Source organism: Vibrio sp. HI00D65, assembly GCF_001635455.1.
In the GTDB taxonomy this organism is placed as follows: domain Bacteria; phylum Pseudomonadota; class Gammaproteobacteria; order Enterobacterales; family Vibrionaceae; genus Vibrio.
In genome coordinates this window covers 1-12,021 of sequence record NZ_LWEH01000025.1, presented here as the reverse complement: position 1 = coordinate 12,021, position 12,021 = coordinate 1, and the positions used below count along the sequence as shown (strand labels likewise).

The window sequence follows — 12,021 nt, the reverse complement described above, 5'->3', positions numbered from 1 at the left end:
TGCTGACATAATATGTATCTTAGATGACAATTATATTACAAGCTACGTTAAACAACTGAAACTAATAACAAGTTTGTTGACCCTTTTTATTATCCGAAGATCATTAATTTTGTGAGCGCGAACGTTATAAATTAAACTAGGCACCCCAATAGCCAGCATTCAAGGATCAACAATACGATGGAAAAAGACTATGTCGCAAAAGAACTTAGCTGGTTATCGTTCAACGAAAGAGTGCTTCAAGAGGCAGCGGACAAGTCTGTCCCTTTGATTGAAAGAGTTCGTTTTCTAGGGATCTACTCAAAAAACCTCGATGAGTTCTACAAAGTCCGATTTTCCGACGTAAAACGCAAGATCTTATTGCAAGATCCTGAGTCAAACTCTGACACCTCAAAGACCTTGCTGACTCAGATGCAACAGAAGGCGAATGAGCTGGATGTTCGTTTTCATACACTTTACAAAGAGTTGTTGCTCGAATTAGCACGTAATCGTATTTTTTTGGTTAATGAACAGCAAATAGATGCCGAGCAGAGTGATTGGCTTAAAAAATACTTTAGGAAGAAAATACTACCGCATCTTACGCCTTTGCTACTTAACGAAGATAGTCAACTACTCAATATCCTCAAAGACGAACAAAGTTATTTAGCCATCGATATTGAGCGCAATGGGTCATCTCAATACGCTCTGTTAGAAATTCCATCTGATGCTTTACCTCGATTTGTCAAACTGCCGAGTCCGTCATACTCACAACGTACTACCCTGATCTTATTAGATAATATAGTTCGCTTCTGCCTAGACGACTTACTTAAAGGCTTCTTCGAATACGATTCGCTGCGTTGCTTCGCCATCAAAATGACACGTGATGCAGACTATGACCTACAAGAACACAGTAACTGCAGCCTTTTAGAATCGATGTCGATAGGGATTAAGCAACGTTTAACAGCACTACCAATACGCTTGATCTATGAATCCGAGATGCCACAAAAGATGCTGAATTTCTTACGAATCAAGCTCAAGCTATCAGACTATGACAGCGTACTCTCTGGCGGTCGTTATCAAAACTTTAGGCACTTCTGTGGTTTTCCAGCTCTCAATCGAAAAGATCTCGTTAATGCGCCTCTTTCACCAATTAAGTGTGCGCCGTTTGCTCATTACAGTAACTATTTTGAAGCAATCAAAGCTCGCGATATCTTGTTGCACTACCCATACCATACTTTCGATCACATTACCGAACTGGTCAGGCAGGCTTCGTTTGATCCCAAAGTAACGGTCATCAAGATCAACGTTTACCGTGTTGCTGAAGGTTCTAAGTTACTCAACTCGATTATTGATGCGGCCCACAATGGTAAGAAAGTCACCGTGGTGGTCGAGCTTCAAGCCCGTTTTGACGAGCAAGCCAACATTCAGTGGGCAAAGACACTTCAAGAGGCCGGAGTGAAGGTGGTTTATGGTATCCCCAGCCTAAAAATCCACTCAAAATTACTGCTCATCAGACGTAAGAACGGCAAAGCTATGGAGAGTTATGTTCATATCGGTACAGGTAATTTTCATGAAATCACCGCTCGTATCTACACAGACTTATCCTTGCTTACCGCTAACCCAGAGCTCACGCATGAAGTTCGCCAAGTCTTCAAATACATCGAAAATCCGTACCAGAAAACGCAGTTCAAACAGCTGATTGTCTCACCTAAAAATACTAGAAAGCGTCTCTATCAACTGATCGACAAAGAGATTCAACATGCCTCAGAGGGTAAGCCTGCGAGTATAACTTTAAAGCTCAATAACTTAGTAGATCGCGAAATCATTGAAAAGCTCTATCTAGCCAGTCAAGCCAACGTAAAAGTTAGAATGATCATTCGAGGTATGTGCTCGTTAGTTCCGGGAATACCAAACGTAAGTGACAACATTGAGGTCATCAGTGTCGTCGATCGTTTTCTTGAGCACCCAAGAGTGATGATCTTTCACAATGCTGGAAAGCCCAAGGTTTACATATCTTCCGCTGATTGGATGACTCGCAACTTTGACCATAGGATTGAAGTATCAACACCAATCCTAGACTCGAAGATCAAGCAAACCATCATCGATATCACCGAGTTTCATTTTGACGATAAACGTAAGGCGCGGATGATCGATCATGCGATGAGCAATCAGTATAAGCCGTCACCCAACGCTCAACTTACGCATTCCACATCACAACTCACTACTTACCACTATATTAAGCATATAGAGAAGCAAGCTCGTAAGCAGTACAAGCAAGAGAAGAAATCATGCGGCTAAGTGACGACAAACAACCAAGACGCATTGCAGCTATCGATTTAGGCTCGAACAGCTTTCATATGGTGGTCGCTCAAGTGTTTGGCAAACACCTACAACTCGTCAGCCGACATAAACAGAAAGTACGCTTAGGCGATGGGCTGGATGAGTACCACCACCTATCAGATAAAGCGATTAATCGCGGGCTAGATTGTCTAAAAGTCTTCGCAGAACGACTTACTGATTTTGAGATAGATGATGTTAGAGTCGTTGCTACCCATACCCTACGAAAGGCAAAGAACTCAAACACCTTCATAGAACAAGCCAAACTCATTTTTCCTTTTCCCATCGAGATCATTTCAGGGCAAGAAGAAGCGCGATTGATCTACAACGGGGTTGAACATACTCAGACAGCATCTAAATCAAAGCTTGTTATCGATATTGGTGGAGGAAGTACTGAAATAGTGACCGGGCAGGGCTTCACACCCGAAGTAGTGCATAGCTTACCTATGGGGTGCGTCAGCTTTACTCAACGTTTCTTTAGTGATAACCAGTTAACTTCTCAGCATTTCGCTACCGCTGATACCGCAGCAATTCAACTGTTAACACCTGTCATTAAGAACTACCAAGCCGCCTCTTGGGAGATCGCTTTTGGCTCATCTGGCACCGCGAAATCAATTAAAGAGGTACTCAAGGGGCTGGGCTTTGACGATGAGTACATCACTCCACAACGGCTTACTTATCTAAAAAACCATCTAACGGAGTTTTCGTCTGTAGAGAGCATCAAACTGTTGGGTTTAAGCGATGAGCGGAAGCCCGTGTTTGCTGCCGGTGTTACGATTCTTTCCGCTGTTATGGATAGCTTAAATATAGATGAGCTGTATGTCTCTGATGGAGCATTAAGAGAAGGCGTGCTTTATGACATGGAAGATAAGTTCAAGAGCCTTGATATAAGGTCTCGTACTGCAGAAACATTACTCTCTCGCTATCATGTTGATTTAACACACGCTGAAAGAGTTAAACAGACAGCTCACACCCTATTACTACAAGCAAAAACACAACTAAAAAGCGCTTTAGACACCGAGTTATTTGACCTACTTGGTTGGTCTGCACTGCTGCATGAAGTAGGCCAAAGTGTGGCATTCCAGGGGTATCATCGCCACTCAGCCTATCTAATTAAACACACCACCATGCCCGGTTTTAATACCGAGCAACAACGTCTAATTTCCCTCATCGTCCGATATCAGAGAAAAGCGATCAAGCTGCAAGAATTGCCAACATTATCACTGTTTTCGTTGCAGCAAGTGACGCTGATGATCCGAATACTCAGACTGGCAATCTTACTCAACCGACAAAGAAGCCAAGCACCAGTACCCAATATAAAGCTAACCATAAAAATGGATGACCATTGGAGTTTGACTGGCGAAAATGGTGACTGGTTAGATACAAACCAACTACTCGATTATGAGTTAAAAGAAGAACAGCAACGCTGGAAAAATGCCGGTTGGAGTTTAGATTTGAAATGAGGAAAATAGCCTACCGCAAGTAGGCAATCTGTATATTGAGTTTGAGCTATAACCCAACTTTTGCGAGTTCTTGTTCTGCAAATTCAGACGGTATTGCTAGATAGCCATCTTTTTCTACAAGCTCTTGCCCTTGCTTTGAGAATACAAAAGTAAGGAACTCTCTCTCAACCGGAGAAAGTGGTTTATCCGGATGCTTATTCACATACACATAGAGAAAACGAGATAGAGGGTAATCACCGCTCAAGATATTCGCACGCGTAGGCTCAACATAATTAGAGCCGTGCTCTGCAATAGGAATCAACTTAACACCTGCTACACGGTAGCCAATGCCTGAGTAGCCAATCCCACTAATGGATGAAGCGACCGACTGAACGACAGAAGCCGAGCCAGGTTGCTCATTCACACGATTTTTAAAGTCACCTCCGCACAGTGCATTCTGTTTGAAGTATCCATAAGTCCCCGATACAGAATTGCGACCGAACAGTTGGAATCGATGTTTAGCCCATAGCTGATCGATTCCGAGATCTTGCCAGTTATTGAGAGGCTTCGTTGCTCCGCAGCGTAAGGTCTCAGAAAAGATGCCATCAATCTGACGAAAGTTAAGCCCTTCAATAGGGTTGTCTCGGTGGACAAACAGCCCGATTGCATCAATAGCGACTCGTAATGCAGTTGGCTTATAGCCATGCTCTCTTTCAAAAGCTTCCACTTCACGTAAACGCATTGGTCGGCTCATAGGACCAAGGTGTGCTGTCCCTTCCGTCAGTGCAGGAGGTGCAGTAGAAGAACCCGATGCTTGGACCTGAGCATTTACATTCGGATAATAGGATTTAAACTCCTCTACCCAGAGTGTCGTCATTCCAGCCAAAGTATCAGAACCGACCGACAACAAGCTTCCAGATATACCTGGAACCTTGTAATAATTGGGCAGTGATTCAACACTCTGCTCTGCGAAGCTGGGCCACGCCAATACCATCGCTAACATAGAACTAATCGGCAAACGCATCCTGCGTATTAAGTCACTCATGACACGATCAATCGGTTTGGTAACGTGAAATGAAAACGACTGCCAACGCCCACTTCACTTTGAATTTCGAGGTGTGAATCGTGGTGGCTAAGTGCGTGCTTTACAATCGCCAACCCAAGACCACTACCACCGGTATCACGAGAGCGGGCTTTATCTACACGATAGAAGCGCTCTGTGAGTCGATGTAAGTGTTGAGGTTCAATACCATCACCAGTATCTGACACATCTAAGCATGCGCCTTGACTTGTTTGATACCAACGAACTTTGACCGTTGCCCCTGCGGGTGTGTATTTAACCGCGTTATAAACCAAATTCGAAATCGCACTTCTCAATTGGTCTTCATCAGCAAGAACACGCAGACTCTTATCGATATCAAACTCAAGCTTATGTTCCCGCTCACCGCTAAGGCTGGCCGCTTCTTTCTCAAGAACTTCAAGCATAGCCGGAACATTGACTACTTCATCCAGCTCATGCATTGGCGCTGCTTCAATTTTCGAAAGCGTGAGCAACTGATTAACCAGACTGTTCATTCGGTTGAGCTGCTCAGTCATTACGCCATGCGCCTTGGTCCACATTGGGCCAACGATCATGTCTGGGTCTTCCGTCATTTCAAGATAACCTTGAAGTACGGTCATTGGTGTACGCAACTCATGGGAGACGTTGGCGAAGAAGTTACGGCGCATGCCCTCTAGTTGCTTAAGCTGGGTGACATCACGCACCACCATAAGGTGTTCACCCTCGGTATACGGCACAATACGCAGTTCAAGCATACGCTCCACATTCAGAGGAGAAGGCATTTCTAATGGCTCAGAGAAATCTTGCTTATTAAGGTACTTAATAAAATCTGGAGTACGAATCAAATTCGAGATCGGTTGACCTGAATCATCTGGCCAACGAAAGCCCAACAAATACTGAGCAAGCTTGTTACACCAAACGATATTTCCTTCACCACGAAATACCACAACGGCATCGGGAAGGGACTCAGCACCGTTACGGAAACGGCGGATAAGGTTAGTCAGCTCTTTACGTTTGCGACGCTGTCTCTGTTGCATACGATAGATACCGTTAAACAGAGATTCCCAGTTTCCAGAGCCTGAAGGTGGAGTTAGACGCTTCTCATCCCACAACCATGCGGACAAACGCATTTGGTTGTGTAGATGCCAGCCGAGCTGCAATACGGTAGCAGCCAGCAGTAACCAAGGTAGATAACCGAATATCCATCCGACTAAAACCCATGGTGCGTAAAAAAAAGCCAGCTCCCAAGCCAGCTTTTTCCAGGTTAACTTTTCAACCATTCAGGACTCCGTAAACTGGGCAGCGAAGCCACATTAAGCCTTTGTAGAAAAACGGTAGCCAGCGCCACGAACCGTTTGGATTAGCTTATCGTGACCTGCAGACTCAAGCGCTTTACGCAGGCGTCGAATATGTACATCAACCGTTCGGTCTTCAACGTAAACATTGGTACCCCAAACATTGTTAAGCAGCTGCTCTCGGCTGTATACTCGCTCTTGGTGCGTCATAAAGAAATGCAACATTTTGAATTCTGTTGGTCCCATATCAACTGGACCTTCACTTGCGGTAACACGGTGTGATACAGGGTCTAATTTTAGACCTTGAACATCAATCACATCTTCCAATGCCGTTGGTGTTACACGGCGAATAACCGCTTTCAGGCGAGCCACAAGCTCTTTTGGCGAAAATGGTTTAGTAATGTAGTCGTCAGCGCCAACTTCTAAACCGCGAACCTTATCTTCTTCTTCACCACGAGCCGTTAGCATCACCACTGGGATGTTGCGAGTTAACTCTTCACGCTTCATGTGCTTGATAAAGTTTATCCCGCTACCACCAGGTAGCATCCAATCTAGTAATACTAGATCTGGGAAAGGTTCACATAGCTTGTTTACCGCTGTATCGTAATCTTCAGCCTCTACTGCTTGGTAGCCTTTTTGTTCAAGTACAAAACACAGCATCTCACGAATAGGTGCTTCATCTTCAACGACCAGAATCCTTCTCGACATAATTGAATAGCCTTTGTATTTAATCAACGCATTGCATTATCTGAGTTAATTATGACACTTTTGTGACCTTTGAAAACAAATTTTCACATAACTGTCTCAAACGTTTCACTTTATAACTTTTGATACAGAGCTAAGGACAAATCGAATTAGATCTCATATCATGAGGCACTTCTAAAAAGGTATGAGAAAAATATATGTGGTTTAAAAATTGCCTAGTCTATCGCTTCAACCGTGATATTGATTTCAACGCAGATCAGCTAGAGAAACAACTTGAAGAATTCCGCTTTACTCCTTGTGGTAGCCAAGACAAACAGAAGTTTGGTTGGGTGCACGCAATGGGTAAACATGGCGATATGATGACGCACGTATCAGAGAACCGCATTCTTATCTGTGCAAAGAAAGAAGAGAAAATGCTGCCAGCATCTGTGATTAAAGAGTCACTGAATGCAAAAATTGAAACACTTGAAGCAGAGTCTGGCACTCCTCTTAAAAAGAAAGAGAAAGACAGCCTAAAAGAAGACATTATCATTGACCTTCTTCCTCGTGCATTTAGCCGCAGTAACTTTACATACGCGCTGATCATGCCAAAAGAAGGCTTCATTGTGATTGATGCAAGTAGCTACAAAAAAGCAGAAGACGTGTTAGCTCTGCTGCGTAAAACAATGGGTAGCCTACCGGTTGTCCCTGCAATTCCTGAGCAAGCGATCGAAACCACACTAACCGAATGGGTTAAGTCAGGCGATACGCCTCAAGGCATTACAATGCTTGATGAAGCTGAGCTTAAATCAATCCAAGAAGATGGTGGTATTGTTCGAGTTAAGAAACAAGAGCTAGAAGCCGACGAGATTAAAAACCACATCGAAGCAAATAAAGTGGTAACCAAGCTGCTTATCAACTGGCAAGATCGCATTGAATTCATCCTGGCTGAAGACGGCAGTATCAAACGCCTGAAGTTTAGCGATGAACTTAAAGATGAGAACGACGATATCCCTCGTGAGGACCAAGCAGCACGCTTTGATGCAGATTTCTCATTGCTATGTGGTGAGTTCAGTGTGTTCCTTCCGAATCTATTCGAATCACTAGGTGGATTAACTCAACCGAACGCTTAATCGGTATCTCCAAAGCTCAGGTGCTCCGTGCCTGAGCTTATTTTCCCTACATTTCCCGCTGTATATTTATCCCTTCACTCTCTTCTTAATATCATTGCTATCTTTAGGGCTATCAACCAGACTCATTTTAGCGTAAAATTTGCGCCCCTTTGATATCACTTGGTGGTATCAACCTGACTTGAGATCAGATTAGAGAACAAAGCAATGACTACACAAAAACCATTTGTACCTGAACTATTATCACCGGCAGGAAGCCTTAAAAACATGCGTTACGCATTCGCCTACGGCGCAGATGCAGTTTACGCGGGCCAGCCACGTTACAGCCTTCGCGTTCGTAACAATGAGTTCAACCACGAAAACCTACAAATCGGTATCGATGAAGCTCATGCTCAAGGCAAAAAGTTATATGTTGTATGTAACATTCAGCCACACAACTCTAAACTAAAAACTTTCATTCGCGACCTTAAGCCAGTTGTTGATATGGGCCCAGATGCTCTTATCATGTCTGATCCTGGTCTTATCATGATGGTTCGTGAAGCATTCCCTGAAATGCCTATCCACCTTTCAGTTCAGGCTAACGCTGTAAACTGGGCAACTGTAAAATTCTGGGCTACACAAGGCGTTGAGCGTGTAATCCTATCTCGTGAGCTATCACTTGAAGAGATCGAAGAGATCCGCGAACACTGCCCAGAAACAGAACTAGAGATCTTTGTTCACGGTGCACTTTGCATGGCGTACTCTGGTCGTTGTCTACTTTCTGGTTACATGAACAAGCGCGATCCTAACCAAGGTACTTGCACTAACGCTTGTCGTTGGGAATACAAAACAGAAGCGGCAAAAGAAGACGAAAACGGTCAAATCGTTGAAGCAAACCCTACTGGTGTTGAGATTCAGGATGTTGAAGTTCAAGACGAACGTCCAGACAACACACTAGGTCTAGGTAAACCAACAGATGAAGTGGTTCTACTTTCAGAGTCACACAAGCCTGAAGAGAAAATGGCTGCGTTTGAAGATGAGCATGGTACTTACATCATGAATTCAAAAGACCTTCGCGCAATCCAGCACGTTGAGCGTCTAACGAAGATGGGTGTTCATTCACTGAAAATTGAAGGCCGTACTAAGTCTTTCTACTACTGTGCTCGTACTGCACAAGTTTACCGTAAAGCTATCGATGATGCTGTAGCAGGCAAGCCATTTGATGAAAGCCTAATGGGTACACTAGAGAGCCTAGCGCACCGTGGCTACACTGAAGGCTTCCTACGTCGCCACACTCACGATACTTACCAAAACTACGAGTACGGTTACTCTATCTCTGATACTCAACAATTTGTTGGTGAATTCACAGGTAAACGCCGTGGCGATCTAGCGGAAGTAGAAGTGAAGAACAAGTTCCTAGTAGGTGACAGCTTAGAAATGATGACACCGAAAGGTAACGTTGTTTTCACACTAGAGATGATGGAAAACCGTAAGTCTGAAGCCGTTGAAGACGCAAAAGGTAACGGTCACTTTGTATTTATTCCTGTACCAGCTGATCTAGACTTGGAGTACGGCCTGTTGATGCGTAACTTGAGCGAAGGCCAAGACACACGCAACGCATCTGGTAAGTAACTTTACTTAGAAAACCGAGAAGTAAACAATGGCCCTGTTAATCACTGACAAGTGCATAAACTGCGATATGTGTGACCCTGAATGCCCAAATGGTGCAATCACTATGGGTGACAGCATCTTCGAAATAGACCCGGATTTATGTACTGAATGTAAAGGTCACTATGAGAAGCCAACGTGTCAGTCTGTATGCCCAATTACCAAGTGCATCATCACTGATCCAAACCACATTGAAACTGAAGACGAGCTGCTAGAAAAGTTTGTTATCATTCAAGGCTTGACCTGATAAAGAAAAGGTTCAACTTAATCAATAAGTTGAACCTTTCTCTCATCCGGATTTTTCCATGGGATAAATGTTGCAGAATAACTCTTTTTCAAATTGATATTCGAGTCGCTCTCGCCAATTTATCGACTGTGATACAGGTATGAGATAAAAGTTTTCCCGGCCAGTGTCTGTCACAAATGCCATTCCATACTGCATCAGTTCATAATGTACATCATTTACAAAGCTAGGATCTAATCGCTGCCTACCTGTTAGTTGGTTGATGTCATCTCTTGAAATAGAAATACCCGCATTCTCGGTGCTGAACCTATGTCGTAACCATTCTGAAAATTCCTTTGCACAAATCATAGTCATAGTCTTATCCTTGAATTATCTATCTACGGGCATAAGACTCTGATTTCATATACTACAAATAAGCCGCATCTTTCACCCCAATCACATACTCCTAGCCTAGCCCAGTCAAATTGACGCTGTCTTTCTCAAATTAATGCTCTCAATATCAAACGATATTCTTAATTTCGTACTTATAATACTCTAGACAAAAGTGTGACATTTCTCCAGTTTTTAGAGTCGACAAAACGAGTGGCAATATCACTTTAGTAAGCCATTGATAATTCGATTACTTATTCGAAATCAAGGCTAAACATTGACTAGGCATGACTTTAATTTTCTTTTTTTTCTTATTGGTGGCTACCTTTTTAGAAGGAGGGACAGGGATTGTCTTTGGAGCCCAGCTCGCGAGCTCTTCGCCACAACCATCACCTTTAGGAGGTTGGGTTTGAGGAATACAATTGGCATTACCTTCTGGACACTTTAAGCGAACATGAAAGTGAGAGTGATGTCCCCACCATGGCCTGATCTTGCCTAACCACTCTCTTTCTTTAACATCAGAAGCTTCCTGATCGCAAAGGGCCTGCTTAATCACTGGATGAACAAAAATGCGCACCACTTTTTTATCTTTAGCGGCATGGCGAATGACCTGGAAGTGGTCGTCTGTCCAATTAGACTGGCGAAGCTTGTAGTTAGTAAGATCAACGACGCTTATTGGCTTAGGGACCGCGAGTTCATTTTCAGAGAGCCTTTTGTCCGTTAACCTAAGCCATATGTCTATATCCAATCCAGTTTGATGGCTTGAATGACCAGATGAAAAACGTCCACCACGAGGAAGTGAGATATCACCAATCAATAGATTCGTGTTCAATTGCTCACTTGTTGTCACACCGAGCCTTTCAACAAACTTAATAGCCTCTGTATGACCATAGTAACGCTCTCTTTGAGGGCGAATAATCTGATAACCAACACCATTAATCGGCAAGGCTTGTGCACCATCCAAGCAGCCATTAGCATAACTGCCTATTGATGAGGTTGAGTTTGTCGTTGGGCTTTTCTCTTTCTCCCAAGATGTTGCCAAAGCAGAAAATGAATAAAACAGGACAACGAGAGCAAAAGATAACCTCATAACCATTCCATGTAAGTGATGCATATTATCTATATTAGTCGGCATTAATGAATAGTTGGCGATTATTAACAACTTTTTGGATATAGATAAGAGCTATTTGAAATGGGAGAAGCTGAGTGGGGCTATGAAGTATTTATACGCCAGAAAGCAAAAAGGCTCTAGTCTTTTGACTAGAGCCTTAAATATGGCAGGGGTGGAGAGATTCGAACTCCCAACACGCGGATTTGGAATCCGCTGCTCTGCCAATTGGAGCTACACCCCTATTTCAGTTTTAAAGAGCTGAAACTCTGAATAAGTGGCGGAGTGGACGGGACTCGAACCCGCGACCCCCGGCGTGACAGGCCGGTATTCTAACCAACTGAACTACCACTCCGCGTTGGACTACTTGTCGTCGCTGACAAGTCGTTCATAACACTTTTGTCTTCACTTTTGAAAAGTGAAAATAAATTTAAAGCCTGGCGATGTCCTACTCTCACATGGGGAAGCCCCACACTACCATCGGCGCTATTGTGTTTCACTTCTGAGTTCGGCATGGAATCAGGTGGGTCCACAATGCTATGGTCGCCAAGCGAATTTTGCTTTTACTTTCAGATTTTTAAAAACTGAAGGCAAAATAATCTGGAAAGCTTATTAAAAGTCTTATCTCTTCAAACTCATTCAAGCGTTTGTATCTTTGAGTCCATCAAAACCCCTTGGGTGTTGTATGGTTAAGCCTCACGGGCAATTAGTACAGGTTAGCTCAACGCC

Annotated in this window: 10 protein-coding genes, 2 tRNA genes and 1 rRNA gene; 5 read left to right on the top strand and 8 right to left on the bottom strand. The window is 43.5% G+C overall.

Going from position 1 to position 12,021, the window contains the following annotated elements; translation table 11 throughout:
* Positions 1-177: 177 nt before the first annotated feature.
* Both ppk1 and ppx read left to right on the top strand, forming a co-directional pair.
* Positions 178-2,274 carry a polyphosphate kinase 1 gene (ppk1, locus tag A3712_RS05445; protein WP_063522612.1) on the top strand — a complete coding sequence of 699 codons (2,097 nt, stop codon included), beginning with the start codon at positions 178-180 and terminating at the stop codon, positions 2,272-2,274.
* Positions 2,265-3,776 (top strand): exopolyphosphatase, encoded by a 1,512-nt coding sequence (gene ppx / locus A3712_RS05440; protein ID WP_063522611.1) that lies wholly within the window; start codon positions 2,265-2,267, stop codon positions 3,774-3,776. The genes ppk1 and ppx overlap by 10 nt, the downstream gene beginning before the upstream one ends.
* A gap of 46 nt (positions 3,777-3,822) precedes the next feature.
* On the opposite strand, the gene A3712_RS05435 is transcribed toward ppx, so the two are convergent.
* The 3 genes from A3712_RS05435 to phoB are packed head-to-tail and all read right to left on the bottom strand — an operon-like array spanning position 3,823 to position 6,818.
* Positions 3,823-4,779 carry a PstS family phosphate ABC transporter substrate-binding protein gene (locus A3712_RS05435; RefSeq protein WP_063522610.1) on the bottom strand — a complete coding sequence of 319 codons (957 nt, stop codon included), beginning with the start codon at positions 4,777-4,779 and terminating at the stop codon, positions 3,823-3,825.
* A 17-nt stretch (positions 4,780-4,796) separates the two neighbouring features.
* Positions 4,797-6,095, bottom strand: a complete 1,299-nt coding sequence (gene phoR, locus A3712_RS05430) for a phosphate regulon sensor histidine kinase PhoR (protein WP_063522609.1) — start codon at positions 6,093-6,095, stop codon at positions 4,797-4,799.
* Between the two features lie 33 nt (positions 6,096-6,128).
* Positions 6,129-6,818: a phosphate regulon transcriptional regulator PhoB gene (gene phoB, locus A3712_RS05425; RefSeq protein WP_004735064.1), complete on the bottom strand. Its 690-nt coding sequence runs from the start codon at positions 6,816-6,818 to the stop codon at positions 6,129-6,131.
* A 194-nt stretch (positions 6,819-7,012) separates the two neighbouring features.
* On the opposite strand from phoB, the gene rdgC reads away from it, so the two are divergent.
* The 3 genes from rdgC (at position 7,013) to A3712_RS05410 (ending at position 9,818) form a co-directional block, all read left to right on the top strand.
* Positions 7,013-7,927 carry a recombination-associated protein RdgC gene (gene rdgC, locus A3712_RS05420; protein ID WP_063522608.1) on the top strand — a complete coding sequence of 305 codons (915 nt, stop codon included), beginning with the start codon at positions 7,013-7,015 and terminating at the stop codon, positions 7,925-7,927.
* Positions 7,928-8,131: 204 nt separating this feature from the next.
* Positions 8,132-9,535: a prephenate-dependent tRNA uridine(34) hydroxylase TrhP gene (trhP, locus tag A3712_RS05415; RefSeq protein ID WP_061033314.1), complete on the top strand. Its 1,404-nt coding sequence runs from the start codon at positions 8,132-8,134 to the stop codon at positions 9,533-9,535.
* A gap of 28 nt (positions 9,536-9,563) precedes the next feature.
* Entirely contained in the window at positions 9,564-9,818 is a 255-nt protein-coding gene (locus A3712_RS05410; protein WP_004740368.1) for a YfhL family 4Fe-4S dicluster ferredoxin, read from the top strand.
* A gap of 42 nt (positions 9,819-9,860) precedes the next feature.
* Here the strand turns inward: A3712_RS05410 and A3712_RS05405 are convergent, their stop codons facing one another.
* The 5 genes from A3712_RS05405 to rrf all read right to left on the bottom strand — a co-directional run bounded on the left by A3712_RS05405 (position 9,861) and on the right by rrf (position 11,843).
* The gene (locus A3712_RS05405; RefSeq protein ID WP_063522607.1) at positions 9,861-10,169 is read right to left on the bottom strand and encodes a hypothetical protein; all 309 of its coding nucleotides are present in this window, start codon (positions 10,167-10,169) and stop codon (positions 9,861-9,863) included.
* Between the two features lie 265 nt (positions 10,170-10,434).
* Positions 10,435-11,274, bottom strand: a complete 840-nt coding sequence (mepA, locus tag A3712_RS05400) for a penicillin-insensitive murein endopeptidase (protein ID WP_063522606.1) — start codon at positions 11,272-11,274, stop codon at positions 10,435-10,437.
* Positions 11,275-11,459: 185 nt separating this feature from the next.
* Positions 11,460-11,536: transfer RNA gene (locus tag A3712_RS05395), tRNA-Trp, on the bottom strand.
* A gap of 34 nt (positions 11,537-11,570) precedes the next feature.
* A tRNA-Asp gene (locus tag A3712_RS05390) sits at positions 11,571-11,647 on the bottom strand.
* An 80-nt stretch (positions 11,648-11,727) separates the two neighbouring features.
* A 5S ribosomal RNA gene (rrf, locus tag A3712_RS05385) occupies positions 11,728-11,843 on the bottom strand.
* Positions 11,844-12,021: the final 178 nt, after the last annotated feature.

Coding starts and splice junctions, on each gene's coding strand:
- A3712_RS05405 (WP_063522607.1), bottom strand. CDS start 10,169: ATGACTATGATTTGTGCAAAGGAATTTTCAGAATGGTTACGACATAGG.
- A3712_RS05410 (WP_004740368.1), top strand. CDS start 9,564: ATGGCCCTGTTAATCACTGACAAGTGCATAAACTGCGATATGTGTGAC.
- mepA (WP_063522606.1), bottom strand. CDS start 11,274: ATGAGGTTATCTTTTGCTCTCGTTGTCCTGTTTTATTCATTTTCTGCT.
- phoR (WP_063522609.1), bottom strand. CDS start 6,095: ATGGTTGAAAAGTTAACCTGGAAAAAGCTGGCTTGGGAGCTGGCTTTT.
- trhP (WP_061033314.1), top strand. CDS start 8,132: ATGACTACACAAAAACCATTTGTACCTGAACTATTATCACCGGCAGGA.
- phoB (WP_004735064.1), bottom strand. CDS start 6,818: ATGTCGAGAAGGATTCTGGTCGTTGAAGATGAAGCACCTATTCGTGAG.
- ppk1 (WP_063522612.1), top strand. CDS start 178: ATGGAAAAAGACTATGTCGCAAAAGAACTTAGCTGGTTATCGTTCAAC.
- A3712_RS05435 (WP_063522610.1), bottom strand. CDS start 4,779: ATGCGTTTGCCGATTAGTTCTATGTTAGCGATGGTATTGGCGTGGCCC.
- ppx (WP_063522611.1), top strand. CDS start 2,265: ATGCGGCTAAGTGACGACAAACAACCAAGACGCATTGCAGCTATCGAT.
- rdgC (WP_063522608.1), top strand. CDS start 7,013: ATGTGGTTTAAAAATTGCCTAGTCTATCGCTTCAACCGTGATATTGAT.